Here is an 18,705-nt window from a genome sequence, read left to right as displayed (position 1 = left end):
CCCCTGCGAGGTGATGTAGGGGGCGCATTTATGCGCCCCTGGTTTGCAGCGGCAGATCAGAAGCGGAGTGAGGCACCTACGTATGGGCCATCTACCAGCACGTTATCTTTGCGGCTGCCTTTATTGTTCAGCTCGATATACTGGTAGCCCACGCGCAGGTTCAGCAGTGAAACTGGCGTAAAGCTCAGGCCGCCTGACGCTTCCTGATAGCTGTCCAGACGATCGGAAAACGCCTCTGGCGCATAGTAATATTCACCATACAGGCCCCACATGCTGTTGAAGCTGTACTGTGCACCTGCACCCACGGCGATGGTGAAGCCATCACGGCCATCTTCCGGGTGCGTAAACAGCGCTTTTGCCGTCGGCGCGACGCGCAGATCGCCAACATCGATGTTATAGCCCAGACCTGCACCGTAGGTGCTGCCGTCATGGTCGCTGCGCAGCCAGTTACCTTTCAGAAACAGACCCGGAGAGGTAGTACCGAGGCCAAGGTTCAGGTTGGTGCTGTGCTCACCCACGTCAACACTGCCCTCAATCGCCTGTACGCTACCGCTCAGCAGTGCAAGGCCCAAAACGCTTCCGGTAACAAGTTGCTTGATCATGCTAATCCACTCCATGAAGTAAAAAATAAGTCGGCGCAAAGAGTAGTTAGCATAGTCGTCAGACACAACTTTTATTGGAAACCTTTACGTAAAATTAAATTACAATGGGAACGATTTATCGATAAACGTGTCATGCCTGCCACAACAGATGGCTCAGAAGCGGCGCCAGCAGAACCGTGACGACGCCCGAAAGCATCATCACCAGGCTGGATACCACCCCCTCCTGCTGACCAATCTGATAGGCGCGCGCAGTTCCGGCACCGTGAGAGGCCGCACCCAGCCCGGCGCCTTTCGCCACCCCCTGTTTTATCGCGATGCGCAGAAAAAGAATATCCCCTGCCGCCATGCCAAACACGCCTGTGATCACCACAAACAGCGCGACCAGATCGGGCTGTCCGCCCATCGGACCGGCGGCGGCCAGCGCAAATGGCGTGGTGATTGAACGCACGGCCAGACTACGCTGAATACTCTCCGGCAGCGCCAGTAATCGCGCCAGCCAGACTGAGCTACACACGGCAACCGTGGTAGCGCACAGAACCCCCGCACTCAGCGACAGCCAGTGACGCCGGATGAGCGCCATGTTTTCATACACCGGCACGGCAAACGCCAGCGTGGCGGGTCCCAGCAGCCAGAGCAGCCAGTGACTCTCCGCAATATAGTTTTGCCAGCTGACATGCGTAATCAGCAGCAGCCCGACCAGTATCAGCGGCGTCAGCACCAGCGGCATCAGCATCAGCCGCCGCCAGCGCCGGTAGAGACGCTTGTTGAGGTAATAGACCAGCAGGGTGAGTGCCAGACAGAGCAGACTGATGATGGCGTTACTCATGGATATCCTGCCTGCGTGCCGCACGCGCCATTTCAAACCGGTAGAGGCGATCAACCACCAGCGATGTGACCGCCAGCACCAGCAGCGTGCTGATCGCAATCACGATAAAAATACGCCATCCCTCACTGCGCAGCAGATCGCTGTAATTGACCACCGCCACCACCGCCGGAATAAAAAACAGCAGCATTTCAGCCAGCAGCCAGTTTGCCCCGGCCCGGACCCAGCCCAGCGGCAATACGCGCAAAACAATCAATAACAGCAGCATAACCATGCCGAGTACATTTGCCGGTAGCGGCAGGTGCAGCCAGCGCACCAGAAGATCGCAGACGCTGAATAGCCCGATATAAAGCAGCAGCTGCAGCGGCAGTATCAGATGTTGTAAGAGACGGGGGCGCGGATTAATGGCGGCAGCCATGGCGATCTCCGGTAAGGAATGTGAGAAGCGCAGTATAAATCTGCCGCTAACCGTGAAAGAAATGAATTAAAATCATCCGGACTATGCCATTAAGGAATGATCATGGATATACGTGCCCTGCGCTACTTTGTCGCCGTAGTACAGCAGCAGAGCTTTACCCGTGCAGCAGAGCAGCTTTATGTTACGCAGCCCACCATCAGCAAAATGGTGCGCCAGCTGGAAGAGGAGCTGGGGTGCGCGCTGCTGCGGCGGGAGGGACGCCGTCTGCATCTCACCGACAGCGGTCAGGCGGTCTACCAGCGCGGTCTCGCGATCCTGCAGGAGTTTCATCAGTTGGAGGCGCAGATTGGTGATATCAATCAGCTGAAAACCGGTGAGCTGCGCCTGGGTATTCCGCCGATGGTGGGCATGCAGATTGCCGGCTCAATTTCAGCATTTCAGCGCCGCTATCCCGGCGTGCAGCTGCATATTGCAGAATCAGGCGGGCTGACCGCACAGCAGGCGGTGCTGAGCGGCGCGCTGGATATTGCGCTTACCGCCCTGCCGGTTGAGCCCGATTTACCGCTTAACACGCTGGAGCTGATGCGCCATCCGCTCTGCGTGCTGGTGTCGCGCAGCGCGGCCTGGCACGCCCGCCCGCATCTGACGCTGACAGAACTGGCGCAGCATCCGCTGCTGATCCTGAATGAAGAGTTTGCCCTTAACCGCCAGCTGATGCAGGCATTTCAGCGTGAAGGCGTAACGCCTCAGATTGCGCTGCGCAGCGGTCAGTGGGATTTTCTGGCTGCGATGGTGCAGGCGGGGATGGGCGTAGCCGTACTGCCGGAACCTATCTGTCAGCGGCTGGATCCGCAGTCGCTGGCGTGGCTGCCGCTGGCATCTGCGCTGGAGTGGCGTATCGGGTTGATCTGGCGTGAAGGGAGCTATCTGTCGCGCAGTGCGGAAGCCTGGATCAGCTGCTGTCGCACACACTGGCCAGATGATGCGCCGCGTCTGCAGGTGTGAGACGCGGCGGCATGCAAAGGAGGTTACTCCTCTTTCTCGATCAGTAGCGCTTCCAGCAGATCGAGATCGCGCAGCAGGCGCTGCATCGTTTCATTGGAAATCTGCTGCGTTGCGCGCAGGTGATACACTTCAGCACGCTCGGCGCGCAGCGCGGTCAGACGGAAACGACGCTCCAGGTTCTCAGCAAACAGTGCCTGATCCACGTCATCCTTGCCATCCACGCGGCGGCGCAGGTTGCCAATCACCCGCAGGCTGACCTCTTTAAGCAGCTCCGGATCGATATTCTCTTCGGTATCACTCTCCAGCCGCTGCTCCATCTTATGCAGGCTTTCAATCGCCACACCCGCCATCGCGGCTCGCGCATGCTGCAGTTCATGACGGTGGCCTGCTTTATCATGGCTGTCGATACCGCGCAGCAGGAGAGGCAGCAGGATAACGCCAACAAACAGCGAGAAGAGGATCACGCCGGTGGCGATGAATACCAGTTCATAACGCGCCGGGAAGGGCTCGCCATTACTGAGAAACAGCGGAATAGAGAGCACGCCCGCCAGCGTAATCGCACCGCGTACGCCCGCAAAAGAGGCAATCAGCAGCTCGCGCAGCGAGTAGTTTGAGAATTCCAGCGGTTTTTTCTTCAGCAGGCGCATGCTGGCGCGCTTCATGATCCAGAGCCAGCCAAAACGCACAATCATCAGCGCCGCATACACCAGCGCGACATCGGTAAACAGCATCCACAGCTCGACGTTGGGATCGGCATTCGCCTGCTCAACGGACGTCGCAAGGATATCCGGCAGCTGCAGGCCGAGCATCAGGAACACCATGCCGTTGAACACAAACTCCAGCATCTGCCAGACGCTGTTTGCGCGCAGGCGCATCGCCAGCGGCGCCTGACGGATGATGCCGGAGCGCGTGATGGTCATCCCGGCCGCGACGGCGGCAAGGATACCGGAGACGCCGAGATGTTCAGCAATCAGGTAGGAGGCAAACGGCAGCAGCAGCAGCAGCACGGTCTGCGTCGCCGGATCGTCTCCGCTCCAGCGGCTCAGCAGGCGCAGCGAGCGGCCATAGAGCCAGCAAACGGCCACGCCGGCAATCAGTCCGCCAATGGCCACTTTAAGAAACTCCACGCTGGCGCCGCCCCAGGTAAAGACCATGGTGCCCATCGCCACGGCGACCGCAAATTTCAGCGATACCAGGCCAGAGGCGTCGTTCATCAGCGCCTCACCCTGCACAATCGACATGATTTTCTTTGGGATGCGCCCTTCGCCAACGATACCCGACAGCGCCACGGCGTCGGTCGGTGACAGCACGGCTGCCAGTGCAAAAGCCGGGATCAGCGGAATACCCGGCACCAGCCAGTAGATCAGGTAGCCGATACCGACCACGGTGATGAGCACCAGTACCAGCGCCAGCCCGAGGATCTCGCGACCGTGGCTCAGAAACTCATTGATAGGCGTCTTCCAGCCGTCAGCAAACAGCAGCGGCGGGATAAACAGCACCAGAAAGAGTTCCGGATCGAAATCGACATGCAGGCCAAACGTGGGCCAGGCAAGTAAGGCACCCGCTGCGATCTGCACCAGCGGCAGCGGAATTTGAAACGGCAGGATTCTTGCCGCGACGCCGGAGAGTGACACCACCAGCGTCATAATGAGAATAGTAAAAAAGATTTCCATGCTTTCCTTAGGCGAATCGAAATGGTTAAAAGCGAGGGTCGTTACGCTAAAAAGTGTAAAACAAAACGCCGCACATAGGGGGACCCGATGTGCGGCGCTGGCAAAGTCAGGGGATTATCTGAAAATTACTGGAACCTGTGGTCAGATAGCCCAGCCTGCCGCATAAAAGGTGACCAGTGCAACAGCGATCGCTACCGTCCCCACGTTGAGTTTGCGCCACTCCCCGGCAAACAGACGGCCAATCACCAGCGAGGCGAAGCCCAGCATAATGCCGGTCACGATGTTACAGGTCAGCACAATAAACACCGCGGTCAGCAGGCCTGACATGGCATCTACAAAATCGCTGAAATCAATTTTTGCCACGTTGCTCAGCATCAGTAGCCCGACATACATCAGCGCCGGCGCGGTCGCATAGGCCGGCACCAGACCGGCAAGCGGCGACATGAACAGCATCAGCAGAAACAGTACGCCTACGACGATAGCGGTTAAGCCGGTTTTGCCACCCGCTGCCGTACCGGCTGCTGATTCAATATAGACTGCTGCCGGAGACGCACCGACCAGGCCGGCAAACAGGCTGCTGAGGGAGTCGCTGGTCAGCGCCCGGCCGCCATTGAGGATCTGCCCTTCTTTATCCAGCAGATTGGCCTGCCCGGCAACCGCACGAATGGTGCCGGTCGCATCGAATACCGCTGTCATAACCAGCGCCAGAACGCTGGGCAGTACGGCTGGCTGCAGCGCGCCTGCGATATCCAGACTGAACATCGCTGACTGACCGCTGGCATCCTTCAGGCTTGGCATCGCAAACAGCCCCTGCCAGGTCACCGCCGGATCAAACACAAGCCCAATCAGTGAGATAGCCAGTATAGTCAGCAGGATGCCGCCAGGTACGCGGCGTTTTTCCAGGCCAAAGATTGCCGCCAGACCCACCAGCGACATGATGACCGGAAACGCGGTAAAATCGCCCAGCGCCACCGGCAAGCCTGCGGCCGGGTTTTTTACCACCAGGCCAATACCGTCTGCTGCAATCAGCAGTAAAAACAGGCCGATACCAACCCCGGTACCGTGCGCCACGCCCATCGGCAGATTGCGTAAGATCCAGGCGCGGATACCGGTTACCGAGATAAACGTAAACAGTAATCCCATCAGGAATACGGCGCCCAGCGCGACCGGTACGCTGATGTGCTGCCCAAGGACCAGGCTGAATGCAGTGAAGGCGGTCAGCGAGATAGCACAGCCGATAGCCAGCGGCAGATTGGCCCAGAGTCCCATCAGCAGGGAGCCAAACCCGGCGACCAGGCAGGTGGCAACAAATACCGCCGTAGGGGAAAAGCCCGCTTTACCAAGCATGCCCGGTACCACAATAACCGAGTAGACCATGGCCAGGAAGGTGGTAAGCCCCGCCAGCACTTCCTGCCGCACGTTGCTGCCGCGTGCTGAAATGTGGAACCAGGCGTCCAGTTTTCCACTGGCCGGGCGTGAGTCGCCAGACATAATTATTCCTCTGCATATTTTAGATGTAAGTCGCCGCACAGCTGCCGCTTACGCATCACCCTGGTGGGGATTTCTCAAAGAGAAAAGAGGCGCAAACGATTACGCAGCTATGTACTTCCCGTCAAAGAGGGGGAGATAAAATGGCAGGCGATTATCTGGCGTTTGGGGTAACGTTTTCAACTGTTAATCGTCACCGGACTGGAGAAAGCACGCCTGCGGTGACGGCGGACCAATTCGGGGCGCATTAATGCGCCCCCTACGATTACCGGATTCCGGGCCGGCGTCAGTCGCTGAATTTAATCGGGCCGCCCTGCTTCAGCGCCCGCTGCCAGGCGGCGCGCTGCTGCATCTCTTCCAGCCAGCGGGTGGTGGCAGGCAGATCGTGCAGGCCGCCGCGCATCTGAAGCGCCAGCAGCGGAAAACTCATCTGAACATCAGCGATGCTGAAACGCGAACCGGCAAAAAACGCATGCTGACTTAAATGCTGTTCAATCACGCGGGTATGCAACGCCAGCTGCTTATTCAGCCAGGCTTTCTCCATTCCTTTACGCATGGCGCCACCGATCGGGCGCAGCAGCCAGGGAACCGGTTTTTTGCTTAGCTGCGCAAAAACCAGCTTGATGATCAGCAGCGGCATCAGCGATCCCTCGGCATAATGCAGCCAGTAGCGTCCCTGAATCTGTTCATCTTCATTGCTCAGCGTCAGCTGCTGCTCGCTGTCATACTTCAGCTGCAGATACTCCAGAATGGCGCCGGATTCAGCAATAACGCGGTTGCCATCGGTTATTACCGGTGATTTCCCCAGCGGATGCACCTTTTTCAGCTCATCGGGTGCCAGCATCGTATTTTCCCGCTGATAACGTTTGATCTGATACGGCACCGCCAGCTCTTCCAGCAGCCATAACACACGATGCGAACGGGAGTTTTCCAGATGATGAACGGTGATCATGTACAGCTCCTTGCTGATAAAGGTATCGCACCAGTATAGCGGATTAACGCCCCTGCTCATCCTGCTCCGGGTCAAGCAGCACGGCGCCTGAACCCTGCTGCGCCAGCCGGTCGCCGGGGTTGCGTAACGGACAGTCGCGCATCGACAAACAGCCACAGCCAATACATCCGTCCAGATCGTTCCGCAGCCGCGTCAGCGTCTCAATGCGTTTATCCAGCTCCTCACGCCAGTGCTGCGTCAGTGCATCCCACTCCTGCGTCGACATCCGTTTATTCGCCGGGACATGCATCAGGCTCTCACTCACCGTCGCCAGCGGAATACCGATACGCTGCGCAATTTTAATAATCGCCACGCGGCGCAGTACATCACGGCTGTAGCGTCGCTGATTGCCATTATTACGGGTGCTGGAGATCAATCCTTTGGTTTCATAAAAGTGCAGTGCCGAGACCGCTACGCCGCTACGTTTTGCCACTTCTCCTGGCGTCAGCACCGGCTTTGGATAGTTACGCTCTTTTTTTACCATCAGCCTTTACCTCAAGTTAACTTGAGGAACTATACTCGCTCACCATCAAAAGTACGAATTTCTCACCGGGTAATACCCCTTCAGAAGGATGAGGCTATGATGCAACAGGAAATCATTCATTCACTGACTAACTGGATCGATCAGAATCTGGATAAAGCACTGTCGATTGATGATGTGGCAGCAAAATCGGGTTACTCAAAATGGCACCTGCAGCGTATGTTCCGTACCGTGACGAAACAGACGCTGGGTGGCTATATTCGTGAACGGCGTCTGACGATGGCGGCAGAAGCGCTGCTGCAGACGCAGCGACCGGTTTTTGATATCGCTATGCAGTATGGTTACGATTCGCAGCAAACCTTTTCGCGCGTGTTCCGCCGGCAGTTTTCGCAGACGCCTACGGCCTATCGTCACGCCATGCGTCGTCAGGCGATTGCGCAACGGCCTCGCCTGCTTAGCTTTGACTGCAGCGACAATATGAACAGCTTCGCCCAGCGCACCACCGGTGAATGCTGCCCTGTCCGGTAATCAGCGCGCCTGCTTCAGGCGCTCTCTTCCAGCTTTAGCCGCGCGTCCCAGCCCGCCTTCGCGGGTACAAAATTTGTTCAAAAATTCAAATCCGCTGATATAATGTGATCCAAATCACACTCAATCCGACGTGAGAGCGTTTCCTGACGCGCTCTTTGCCGTCAGTGATGTCCGGTTAATGTCAGGGATATCACTGATTCGAAGAGGTTTTGCGTTAATGGCTACGTTAACAACCAGTTTACTGGTAATGCGCTGGGGTATTCTGAGCGCCGTTCTGATGTTTCTCGCCAGCTCAATGAAAATAAAACTGCGGCAAAAGAGCCATCCGGTTATGGCGCTGCTGTGTGGCGGTCTGGGCGTGGGGATGTCGTGCTGGTTTGTGACCGGACTGCTGGGTATTACGCTGAGCATGGAGAACGTGCACAACTTTATGCAGATTGGCAAACAGGCTTTTATCGATGTGATGAGTCAGGCGCCGACTGAGTGGCCAATTCCCTGAATAGTATGCATAAAAAACCCCGCGCTGCGGGGTTCTTTATATTGCTGTGCGATCAAATTTTCTTCAACACGGCGGGAATACCGACTTCCGCAACCGAAACGCCCGGTCTCTTCGTACCGCGACGATCCTGAATCCACATATCACCCATCATCTGGTCCAGCCCGCGGTCCAGACCCGTTACCAGTCCGGCACCCGGCGTGAAGGTCAGCTCACCAAAGTAGATCTCTTCACCGTGGATATACCAGTCAACGCGGACATAGTCGAAATCGCTGGCCAGCGTCTTGCTCAGCGCCAGCGCCTTCTGCAGCTGCGGCAGAATAGGCTCAACATCCAGACCGGTATCGCGGATTTTATGATACGCCTCGTTCAGATTGTTGACGTAAAAGTTCATCGACAACAGCGGGTTGCAGCGGTTGTAGATCACCTGCAGCACATATTCAAAACTGCCATCGCGCTTATTGAACATGTGAAATTTGTAGTCAATCGGCGCACTTTTGCCATCGCCAATGTACTGCTCTACCAGAATCCGCGGCTTGATGTAGCGATAGTGGATCTCACGCGCTTCATTAGCGAAGTCCGTTTTCAGCCAGCGATGACAGTCGCTGATGATCTGCTGCTTCTTCAGCGCATCCGGCTCTTCCAGCAGGATCTCAACCATGTTGGAACCATGGTTAGGCTTGATCACAGTATTCTTCCACTGCGACAGCGTGTGAAGCGAATGCGGATCGCTGGTCTCGTAAACCAGCGGGATCAGATACTCACTGCCTACCTTCTCAGCAATGTATTCGCGTACTGAATACTTGTCCGACAGGCGACCATAGATTTGATAGTCGCCATACACAAATTTGCGATACAGCACCTTCTCGTTAAACACCTTTGGCTCGCGCAGATTAGGCAGCTTACGGAATTTACGGAAGTAGTAGATGCGATCCTGCGTAGCCCAGGGCATCTTCTTGATAAAATACTGAACGCTTCTTCTGAGTTCTTCTTTCAACCTGAGCATATCTGACCTCATTTGTAGGTTTTGTAGTTGAGTGAGGAAACCTGAATTTTTTGAATGACGCCGTTTTTAAAGAAGTAATTCATTACGGTAAGGGAGAGCAGCTCAGTGATGAAGACGCTCCAGGCGGCACCCATAATGCCGTACCCCTGGATCAGCCACCATGAGAGCGGCAGGCTGATAACCATCAGGCAGAGGATCTTCTTCAGCAGATAGTTAAACCCGCCCTCTTTGACCATGTAGCGGTAAGCTACGGTCCCCATTGCCGAAAAGCAGGTTGCTAACGACAGTAACGTAACGAGACTTCCCGATTGTGTGTACTCGTGACCATATAACGCGATGATGATCTTCTCGCCAAACATGGCGATCACCGCCAATAACAGCAATGAAACTCCCATGACATAGCCGTTCAGCCGCGCGGTGAGTTTGATTGCGGCTGCTCCACGCTCACGGAAAATTTCCGAAAAGCAGGAAGTGATGATGGCAACCGGGATAAAAATCCAGGAAGCCGAAATGGTGTTAGCCGCGGCGAACAGGCCCAGATCGCGGGCGGAAGCGATACCGGCCAGAAACATCTGCGCCGCTTTTACCTGCACGGAGATAAAAATGCTGGAGATAGCGAGCGGCAGACCGGCATACATCAGGTAGCGCAGATAGGTAGTGCGTTTCTGCTGCGGCGGCGCAATGTCCTGATGCTCACGGTAAAAATTGATGCGCTTGATGAGATAAGGCACCAGCGTTACCGCCACGATGGATACGGTCAGCCACAGCGGATTGAGATGCAGCCACGCGATGGTAAAGCTCAGCGCGAAGCCAAGCAGCAGTCCCACTGAGTTAGCCAGCGTATTGAGCCGCGACGCGAGACGCGCATTGTTGTAGACGCTAAAAGTGTCCTGCGTTACAAATACCGAGGAGATAAATGAGGCCAGTGCAAATGCGAGAAAATTCTCCTGCATGTTGTACCAGACCCAAATCAAGACCGGAATGGAGGTCAGCAGCAGCAGCGCGAGGCGCATGGTGCGCGCCACGGCCATCAGACGCAGACCTTTAGGCGCACTTTTGCTGATGCGCTTAAACAGGATGGTTTCGGTACCGAAAATCGCCACGGTCTGCACCATGGAGAATAGCGAAGCTGAAAATGCCATCTGGCCAAATATGGTCGGGCCAAACGATTTTGCCACATAGGAGGTGACAAAGATGACGCCGAACACCGAGACGACTTTTTCAGACATCATCCAGACGGCATTAGACATTACGCTCAATTTCATTGACTGGTCCTTAGTATTACTTACAGCAACTGCCTTGCGGTAAAACGTCCTTGAAATGAATTAACAAGCGCTCAGTGGGCCTGACAAAAATTAATAACTTCAAACCAGGCTGGTCCGAAAAATGAGACTCGCGTCAGGATTTAGAAGAGAAATTCAGGAAAATTCTGATTAAATCTGGTGCGAATTTCAGCGGATGTAAACGATTTCAACCCGAATTCGAGACAAAAGTTTACTGGCACGCCCTCTCTTTTTTGCAAGAAAGCTGTACCGAATATCCAATGTTTGTCGTATTTTTCTGCATTTGGGATGGAATGAATCTATATCAAAAAGCCAATGCCAGGAAGATGTTCATTGGCATTCATAATAAAATAAGATTTATCCCATGATGATATTTATTCTAAATATCTTAATTTATCCCTCGCAATTCAAATCGCGCACTTTAATACTGCATTAATACCGTTTTTGCAGTACCAGATATTAATACAGTAATTCTCATCCACTAATTGATAAGAAAGGTAAGAGCATTTATGAGAAAGTCACGATATAGCGAAGAGCAAATCACAAATGCCATTAAAGCTTCTGAAACAGGAGTAAAAGTCAGGGAGATTTGTGAAGAGCTCGGCATTTCAGAGGCTACCTTCTACAGCTGGAAGAAGAAATTTTCAGGCCTTTCTTCTGAAGAAGGAAGAAAGATCAAAGAGTTAGAGGACAAACTACAGAACCTTACCCGCGAACTGCAAACGCTGAGTTCCGATAAAGAGATGCTGCAGAGCGTGCTCAAAAACTTCTTTACCACCAATGAAAAGCGTCAGGCAGTCAACTTTTTGCAGACAACCTTTGATATTGGAACCCGCCGCAGCTGTCGTTTGCTCGACATCAGCCGCAGCGTTTACCACTATCCGTCAGGATCAGAAAATCGCTAATAGTTGTAAGGCCGCTGTTATTTGACTAAATGCTGAGATTTGTTCTTACCAGAAGAGATGAAGATCATTTAATCCGGCGTTCACAATATAACAATTCGCACCTCTTTTTCCTGATGAGTAATGGCAGGAAAATGCTTCTTTTTTTGCGGTAAAATTGATTCACACCAGCAAAAGTCTTGTAGTTTAAGCCATTTAGACGTTGCCCAATCTCATTGCGGTGAGATTGGCGCTTCGTTTATTGCATTAATGCCGCTGTTGCTGGCCTTAAATCACAGTTGTTTTTAGTTAGCACAACTGAACATCTCCTCCGGCTGCACCACTTTTCCCCTCTCATTTATCCTGGCCCTGACGGTTGCGCTTAAAAATCGGCGCGTCGCGTGGGATAAACAATTTATGATTTAATTTCTCCAGGAATTTTCCCGCCCAAAAACGTAATGAGCTTTAAACTATGTAAGATAAAAAGCGATATGATCGATAAATAACATTCGGTTATTTGTCGCTGGTTTTAATATTTTTATGCGGAATGTGACCGGGATCATTCTTAACCGCAGCGCTCTCGCTTGATACCTGAATGGTTTTTCTTACCATTAAACAGGGCCATTCTCTGATTAAAACCGGGGGCAGCAGAGCGGTTCCAGCCAATTTTTATTCTCATTTCGTCTCATCAATATGCAACTGCTGCTCTGTTTTGCATAAAAAACAGACGTCCTGACACATTTATCATCGGGTAAGCACGCCATAGCAGCCGGGCTTTATGTCAAAAGGTGATTAAAAGACAACCTGTCTGCCTGCTCAGGAGCATATAGCAGCAGATGTGCAGGCGATAAGGCGGGTAAATCACGCAAAAGCGGGTGGGCTAAATTCTTAAAAACGCCGGTATAACACTACAAATCAACGCCGGTTGGACATCGCTGGCCGTGGTCACAGAATGAGGAGGCATGAACGCCAGCAACCTCAGCAAAAGCTGTTAGCGGCATAATAAGCAGAGCAACATCGGCACAGCTTTGGCTGTAAAAAGCGCGTCACGGCTGACAAGCTACCCCGCAGCGTAAACCTGCCGGGCTGACGCTACGGCACCGTGCTAAACGCCCGTCATCTTCAGGCTAAGAATGCGCTGCAGTCAGAGCACTCTGCTGCATGGCAAAGGTTGCTGCATTTCATCAAAAAAAAAGCCTCGCAGGCGAGGCTTTTTTAACGAAACAGAGAATCAGAACGGGATATCGTCGTCGAAATCCATTGGCGGTTCGTTGTTCGCCGGTGCGCTCTGCTGCTGTGGACGCTGCTGCGCGCCGCCGCTGAACTGATTGCCGCCCTGAGACTGCTGCTGCTGCGGCTGCTGTGGCTGACCCCAGCCGTTGTTATTTCCGCCGCCGCTCTGGCCGCCCATCGGTGCGCCACCTGCATTCGCACCGCCCTGCTGACGTCCGCCCAGCATCTGCATGGTGCCGCCTACGTTGACAACAACCTCGGTGGTATATTTTTCCTGACCGCTCTGATCCTGCCACTTGCGCGTACGCAGCTGACCTTCAATATAGACCTGTGAGCCTTTACGCAGATATTCGCCGGCAACTTCAGCCAGTTTGCCAAACAGCACAACGCGGTGCCATTCGGTGTTCTCTTTGTTTTCACCGGTCTGCTTGTCACGCCAGCTTTCAGACGTGGCCAGCGTGAAGTTGGCTACAGCGCCACCGTTTGGCATGAAACGCACTTCCGGATCCTGACCCAGATTCCCGACAAGAATCACTTTGTTTACGCCACGACTGGCCATGTTGCTCTCTCCCGATGAGTTGATGCTATAAGTCTAAACGACAAAGTTTAACACGTCCTGATCTATGATGGATACTTTGGAGCGTGCTTCCAGTTTTGCGTCTCTAGTGTACCAAAGGATAAAACTACTGGATATTTATTCAGGTTATTTTTTGTGCCATAATGATGCGTTTCTATCCGTTATGCTTTGCTGGCATAGCGGGTGTAGTTCAATCCGGGAAAGGTGAATGGATAAGATCGAAGTCCGCGGTGCTCGCACCCACAATCTGAAAAATATTAACCTGATCATTCCACGCGATAAGCTGATCGTTGTCACCGGTCTCTCAGGTTCCGGGAAGTCATCGCTGGCGTTTGATACGCTCTATGCCGAAGGTCAGCGGCGCTATGTAGAGTCCCTCTCTGCTTACGCGCGCCAGTTTCTCTCGCTGATGGAGAAGCCGGATGTCGATCACATCGAAGGCCTGTCGCCCGCCATTTCCATTGAGCAGAAATCGACTTCGCATAACCCGCGCTCGACGGTGGGTACTATTACTGAAATCCACGACTACCTGCGCCTGCTGTTTGCCCGCGTGGGTGAGCCGCGCTGTCCCGATCACGACGTCGCGCTTGCGGCGCAGACCGTAAGCCAGATGGTGGATCAGGTGCTGGCGCAGGAAGAGGGTCGCCGCCTGATGCTGCTGGCACCGGTGGTGAAAGATCGCAAAGGTGAGCACACCAAAACGCTGGAAAACCTGGCGGCGCAGGGTTACATCCGTGCCCGCATCGATGGCGAAGTGTGCGATCTCTCCGATCCGCCGAAACTTGAGCTGCAGAAAAAGCACACTATTGAAGTCGTCATCGATCGTTTTCGCGTGCGCGACGATCTCGCGACACGTCTGGCGGAGTCGTTTGAAACCACGCTTGAACTCAGCGGCGGCACCGCGATCGTGGCGGACATGGACGATCCTGACAGCGAAGAGATGCTCTTCTCCGCCAACTTCGCCTGCCCGATCTGCGGCTACAGCATGCGTGAGCTGGAACCGCGCCTGTTTTCGTTCAACAACCCGGCCGGCGCCTGTCCGACCTGTGACGGCCTTGGCGTGCAGCAATACTTCGATTCCGATCGCGTGGTGCAGAACCCTGAGCTGTCGCTGGCGGGCGGTGCGATTCGCGGCTGGGATCGCCGCAACTTCTACTATTTCCAGATGCTGCGCTCGCTCGCTGAGCATCTCGATTTTGACGTAGAGGCGCCGTTCAGCAGCCTGAGCGACAAAGCGCGTCAGGTGATCCTGTATGGCTCGGGCAAAGAGAATATTGAATTCAAATATATCAACGATCGCGGTGATACTTCCGTGCGGCGTCATCCGTTTGAAGGGGTGCTGCATAATATGGAGCGCCGTTATAAAGAGACGGAGTCCAATGCGGTGCGCGAAGAGCTGGCGAAGTTTATCAGCAACCGCGCCTGCACCAGCTGTCACGGTACCCGCCTGCGCCGCGAAGCGCGCCACGTATTTGTTGAAGATACCAATCTGCCTACCATCTCTGAAATGAGTATTGGTCATGCGATGGAGTTTTTCACCAACCTTAAATTGAGCGGCCAGCGCGCAAAAATTGCTGAGAAAGTCCTGAAAGAGATCGGCGATAGGCTGAGTTTCCTGGTCAACGTCGGCCTGAACTATCTCTCCATGTCACGTTCGGCTGAAACGCTCTCCGGCGGCGAGGCGCAGCGTATTCGTCTGGCCAGCCAGATTGGCGCGGGCCTGGTTGGCGTCATGTACGTTCTTGATGAGCCCTCTATCGGGTTACACCAGCGCGATAACGAACGCCTGCTCTCGACCCTGATCCACCTGCGCGATCTCGGCAATACCGTGATTGTGGTAGAGCATGACGAAGACGCGATCAGAGCGGCTGACCATATCATTGATATCGGTCCGGGCGCGGGCGTGCACGGCGGACAGATAGTGGCTGAAGGTGATGTACACGCCATTATGGCGCATGAAGAGTCGCTGACCGGCCAGTTCCTGAGCGGCAAGCGCGAAATCGCAGTGCCGGCCGAGCGGGTGAAAGGCGATCCGGCTAAAGTGCTGAAGCTCACCGGCGCGCGCGGCAATAACCTGAAGGATGTGACGCTGACGCTGCCGGTTGGCCTGTTTACCTGCATCACCGGCGTCTCCGGCTCCGGGAAATCAACGCTTATCAACGATACGCTTTTCCCGATCGCGCAGCAGCAGCTTAACGGTGCAACCAGCGGTGAAGCGGCACCTTATCGTGAGATCGCCGGCCTTGAACACTTCGATAAAGTGATCGACATCGATCAAAGCCCGATCGGGCGTACGCCACGATCTAACCCGGCGACCTATACCGGCATTTTTACGCCGGTGCGTGAACTCTTTGCCGGTGTGCCGGAGTCGCGCTCGCGCGGCTACAATCCGGGCCGCTTCAGCTTTAACGTGCGCGGCGGACGCTGTGAAGCGTGCCAGGGCGATGGCGTGATCAAAGTGGAAATGCACTTCCTGCCCGACATCTATGTGCCGTGCGATCAGTGTAAAGGCAAGCGCTATAACCGCGAAACGCTGGAGATCAAGTACAAAGGCAAAAGCATTCACGAAGTGCTGGAGATGACGATTGAAGAAGCGCGCGACTTCTTTGAAGCGGTCCCGGCGCTGGCACGCAAGCTGCAGACGCTGATGGATGTCGGCCTCTCCTATATCCGTCTCGGCCAGTCCGCCACCACGCTCTCCGGTGGTGAGGCGCAGCGCGTCAAGCTGGCGCGTGAGCTGTCGAAGCGCGGTACCGGACAGACGCTCTATATTCTGGATGAGCCGACCACCGGCCTGCACTTTGCCGATATTGCGCAGCTGCTGGAAGTCCTGCATCAGCTGCGTAATCAGGGCAATACCATTGTGGTGATTGAGCATAATCTGGATGTGATTAAAACCGCAGACTGGATCGTGGATCTGGGTCCCGAAGGCGGCAGCGGCGGCGGTGAGATCCTGGTCGCCGGTACGCCGGAAACCGTGGCAGAGTGTGAAAAGTCACATACCGCACGCTTCCTGAAACCGATGCTGAAGAAGTAAGGCTTTTCTGTCTGCGCCTTTACCATTATCAGGCCGCCCTCCGGGGCGGCTTTTTATTTGCCGGTTATTCAGACGTGCCTGATTACGCAACAAAATGCAGAAACAGGCAAGAATCAGACAACTTCAGGCATGGTCGCATCCAGGCGAGCTGACTACGCTTATAGCGGTCTGCTTGCAACGCTGCCTCAGCGTTGCGGCCTTTCGAACTCCGTAAGGCGTTTGCATACCCTACTCACGACACATCCGACTGGAGACACCATGAATATTACCCATGCCTGGGCTGCACAGGACGCCAAATCAAAACTCGCCCCGTTCGACTACAAACCGCGCGAACTGCGTGAGCATGATGTGGAGATTGAAGTGCTCTATTGCGGCGTCTGCCACTCCGATCTGCACCAGGCGCGCAACGAATGGAACAACACAATTTTTCCGGTCGTACCGGGCCATGAAATTGTCGGTCGCGTAACCGCCGTGGGCGCGCACAGCCATAAATATCAGCCCGGTGACCTGGTGGGCGTTGGCTGTATGGTTGACTCCTGCCGCAGCTGTCCGAGCTGTCAGGAAGGGCTGGAGCAATATTGCGAAGAGGGCATGACAGGCACCTACAACGGCCAGGATCGCGAAACCGGCGCGGTCACCTACGGTGGCTACTCCACCAGCATGGTGGTCAACGAAGATTTTGTGCTGCGCGTGCCGGAAAACCTCGACCTGGCAGGCGTTGCGCCGCTGCTGTGCGCGGGAATCACCACCTATTCGCCGCTGCGCCACTGGAATGTCGGGCCGGGCAAAAAAGTGGGTATCGTAGGCCTCGGCGGCCTGGGCCATATGGGGGTGAAAATTGCCCATGCGATGGGCGCGCAGGTCGTGCTGTTTACGACATCGCCATCAAAAGTCGAAGATGGCAAACGTCTTGGCGCTGATGAAGTGGTGATATCTAAAGATGCCGAGCAGATGGCGGCCCACGCTAACAGTTTCGATTTTATTCTGAACACGGTAGCCGCACAGCACGATCTCAACCCGTTTATCACCCTGCTGAAGCGTGATGGCAATATGACGCTGGTCGGTGTGCCCGAGCACGATCATCCGGCACCTCAGGTGGTTAACCTGATTTTCAAACGCCGCAGTGTCTCTGGCTCGCTGATCGGCGGCATCGCTGAAACGCAGGAGATGCTCGATTTCTGTGGCAAGCACGGCATCACCTCAGACATTGAACTGATTGCCATGGATCAAATTAATGAGGCGTATGAGCGCATGCTGAAAAGCGATGTAAAATATCGCTTTGTCATCGATATCAATACCCTGCGCGATACGCCTGCGGCGTAACGGCTCAGGCGTTGTGCTGGCTGGCGCCCGCCGCGTGCGTGGCGTCGGCCTGCTGGTAAGAGGCGTCAACCAGATAGTAAATCTGCGAATCCTTCAGCGATCCATCCAGCCACAGCGTGCTCCAGCAGGATTTATTCAGGTATTCGCTGGGAAAGACGTCGCTGTGCTCTTCACGCAACAGTTCAGCCAGTGCGGGAGAGGTTTTCAGCGTCACCGCCGGCCGCCCTGCTTTCTCATAAAGCATGGCAAACAGCACACCGTGGCTCTTAATCTGCGTTGCATCCCACGCCTCTTTAATGTCCTGTTCTGCGGCGGGTTTGCTCATGCAGTAGGTCAGTAGCTCAGAAATCGTCATTGGTTATTCCCCTTGTAAAGTCGCGACGATGCGTCTGGCACCGCCCTGTATGCGATGTTCGCCCAGCCAGATGCCCTGCCAGGTCCCCAGCATCAGCCGCCCGCGACTGACCGGCAGCAGCAGTGAAACGCCCAGCAGTGACGACTTTATATGGGCAGGCATATCGTCTGCGCCTTCATAATCGTGCTGCCACCCTGCGTTTTCAGGCACCTGGCGTAAGAAATGCTGCTCCATGTCGCTGCGCACGGTGGGATCGCAGTTTTCATTCAGCGTCAGCGACGCGGAGGTATGCTGTAACAGCAGATGCAGCTGGCCGATGCGCACGCCATTGAGGCCGTTAAGCTGGCTTAAGATCTCATCGGTAATGAGGTGAAACCCGCGCGCTTTTGCGCTCAGGGTGAGGGTCTGTTGCTGCCACATAGCAAAGTCCTAAAAAAACAGGTCTCTTAAGTGTGCAGCATGTTGGCGAAAGGTAAACCCTGCCGCAGGAAAAAGCATCAGCCTG

Annotated in this window: 18 protein-coding genes; 6 read left to right on the top strand and 12 right to left on the bottom strand. The window is 54.8% G+C overall.

Features of this window, described 5'->3' with window-relative positions; all coding sequences use genetic code 11:
• Window positions 1-56 precede the first annotated feature (56 nt).
• The 3 genes from DBY66_RS15270 to DBY66_RS15260 all read right to left on the bottom strand — a co-directional run bounded on the left by DBY66_RS15270 (window position 57) and on the right by DBY66_RS15260 (window position 1,843).
• A complete protein-coding gene (locus DBY66_RS15270) occupies window positions 57-602 on the bottom strand; it encodes a YfaZ family outer membrane protein (protein ID WP_039382044.1) in 546 nt (181 codons plus the stop codon).
• A 130-nt stretch (window positions 603-732) separates the two neighbouring features.
• A complete protein-coding gene (locus tag DBY66_RS15265; RefSeq protein ID WP_104085610.1) occupies window positions 733-1,428 on the bottom strand; it encodes an LrgB family protein in 696 nt (231 codons plus the stop codon).
• Window positions 1,421-1,843 (bottom strand): CidA/LrgA family protein, encoded by a 423-nt coding sequence (locus DBY66_RS15260; RefSeq protein WP_071668444.1) that lies wholly within the window; start codon window positions 1,841-1,843, stop codon window positions 1,421-1,423. The genes DBY66_RS15265 and DBY66_RS15260 overlap by 8 nt, the downstream gene beginning before the upstream one ends.
• Before the next feature lie 102 nt (window positions 1,844-1,945).
• Here DBY66_RS15260 and DBY66_RS15255 point away from each other — a divergent pair, with 102 nt between their 5' ends.
• Window positions 1,946-2,848 (top strand): LysR family transcriptional regulator, encoded by a 903-nt coding sequence (locus tag DBY66_RS15255; protein ID WP_071668445.1) that lies wholly within the window; start codon window positions 1,946-1,948, stop codon window positions 2,846-2,848.
• 23 nt (window positions 2,849-2,871) lie between these two features.
• Here the strand turns inward: DBY66_RS15255 and DBY66_RS15250 are convergent, their stop codons facing one another.
• The 4 genes from DBY66_RS15250 to soxR all read right to left on the bottom strand — a co-directional run bounded on the left by DBY66_RS15250 (window position 2,872) and on the right by soxR (window position 7,484).
• Entirely contained in the window at window positions 2,872-4,521 is a 1,650-nt protein-coding gene (locus tag DBY66_RS15250) for a Na+/H+ antiporter (protein WP_039382034.1), read from the bottom strand.
• A gap of 141 nt (window positions 4,522-4,662) precedes the next feature.
• Window positions 4,663-6,012 (bottom strand): NCS2 family permease, encoded by a 1,350-nt coding sequence (locus DBY66_RS15245; protein ID WP_094111306.1) that lies wholly within the window; start codon window positions 6,010-6,012, stop codon window positions 4,663-4,665.
• Window positions 6,013-6,295: 283 nt separating this feature from the next.
• Window positions 6,296-6,961, bottom strand: coding sequence for a glutathione S-transferase (locus DBY66_RS15240; protein WP_039385684.1), 666 nt, complete (start codon window positions 6,959-6,961; stop codon window positions 6,296-6,298).
• Between the two features lie 43 nt (window positions 6,962-7,004).
• On the bottom strand, window positions 7,005-7,484 hold the full coding sequence (gene soxR, locus DBY66_RS15235) for a redox-sensitive transcriptional activator SoxR (protein WP_039382028.1): 480 nt from the start codon (window positions 7,482-7,484) through the stop codon (window positions 7,005-7,007).
• Window positions 7,485-7,580: 96 nt separating this feature from the next.
• Between soxR and soxS the strand changes: the two genes are divergently transcribed.
• The gene (soxS, locus tag DBY66_RS15230) at window positions 7,581-8,009 is read left to right on the top strand and encodes a superoxide response transcriptional regulator SoxS (RefSeq protein ID WP_039382026.1); all 429 of its coding nucleotides are present in this window, start codon (window positions 7,581-7,583) and stop codon (window positions 8,007-8,009) included.
• Between the two features lie 217 nt (window positions 8,010-8,226).
• Window positions 8,227-8,508, top strand: coding sequence for a YjcB family protein (locus DBY66_RS15225; RefSeq protein WP_108570128.1), 282 nt, complete (start codon window positions 8,227-8,229; stop codon window positions 8,506-8,508).
• Between the two features lie 52 nt (window positions 8,509-8,560).
• Here DBY66_RS15225 and DBY66_RS15220 read toward each other — a convergent pair whose 3' ends face one another.
• Window positions 8,561-9,511: an ATP-grasp fold amidoligase family protein gene (locus tag DBY66_RS15220; RefSeq protein WP_039382021.1), complete on the bottom strand. Its 951-nt coding sequence runs from the start codon at window positions 9,509-9,511 to the stop codon at window positions 8,561-8,563.
• 8 nt (window positions 9,512-9,519) lie between these two features.
• The gene (locus DBY66_RS15215; protein ID WP_039382019.1) at window positions 9,520-10,776 is read right to left on the bottom strand and encodes a polysaccharide biosynthesis C-terminal domain-containing protein; all 1,257 of its coding nucleotides are present in this window, start codon (window positions 10,774-10,776) and stop codon (window positions 9,520-9,522) included.
• A gap of 527 nt (window positions 10,777-11,303) precedes the next feature.
• Between DBY66_RS15215 and DBY66_RS15210 the strand changes: the two genes are divergently transcribed.
• On the top strand, window positions 11,304-11,699 hold the full coding sequence (locus DBY66_RS15210; protein WP_039382017.1) for a transposase: 396 nt from the start codon (window positions 11,304-11,306) through the stop codon (window positions 11,697-11,699).
• Window positions 11,700-12,906: 1,207 nt separating this feature from the next.
• Here DBY66_RS15210 and DBY66_RS15205 read toward each other — a convergent pair.
• A complete protein-coding gene (locus DBY66_RS15205) occupies window positions 12,907-13,467 on the bottom strand; it encodes a single-stranded DNA-binding protein (RefSeq protein WP_039382009.1) in 561 nt (186 codons plus the stop codon).
• Window positions 13,468-13,693: 226 nt separating this feature from the next.
• Between DBY66_RS15205 and uvrA the strand changes: the two genes are divergently transcribed.
• Both uvrA and DBY66_RS15195 read left to right on the top strand, forming a co-directional pair.
• The gene (gene uvrA / locus DBY66_RS15200) at window positions 13,694-16,522 is read left to right on the top strand and encodes an excinuclease ABC subunit UvrA (RefSeq protein ID WP_039382007.1); all 2,829 of its coding nucleotides are present in this window, start codon (window positions 13,694-13,696) and stop codon (window positions 16,520-16,522) included.
• 258 nt (window positions 16,523-16,780) lie between these two features.
• Window positions 16,781-17,845: an NAD(P)-dependent alcohol dehydrogenase gene (locus DBY66_RS15195; RefSeq protein ID WP_108570127.1), complete on the top strand. Its 1,065-nt coding sequence runs from the start codon at window positions 16,781-16,783 to the stop codon at window positions 17,843-17,845.
• Between the two features lie 4 nt (window positions 17,846-17,849).
• On the opposite strand, the gene DBY66_RS15190 is transcribed toward DBY66_RS15195, so the two are convergent.
• Window positions 17,850-18,200 carry an MmcQ/YjbR family DNA-binding protein gene (locus tag DBY66_RS15190; protein ID WP_039381999.1) on the bottom strand — a complete coding sequence of 117 codons (351 nt, stop codon included), beginning with the start codon at window positions 18,198-18,200 and terminating at the stop codon, window positions 17,850-17,852.
• Window positions 18,201-18,203: 3 nt separating this feature from the next.
• On the bottom strand, window positions 18,204-18,620 hold the full coding sequence (locus tag DBY66_RS15185) for a secondary thiamine-phosphate synthase enzyme YjbQ (RefSeq protein WP_071668448.1): 417 nt from the start codon (window positions 18,618-18,620) through the stop codon (window positions 18,204-18,206).
• Between the last annotated feature and the right edge of the window lie 85 nt (window positions 18,621-18,705).

Source organism: Pantoea sp. RIT413 (assembly GCF_003057675.2).
GTDB classification, from domain to species: Bacteria; Pseudomonadota; Gammaproteobacteria; order Enterobacterales; family Enterobacteriaceae; genus Pantoea; species Pantoea eucrina.
Note: the sequence above shows the minus strand (reverse complement) of the source record. Positions and strands in the feature narration are given on the sequence as shown.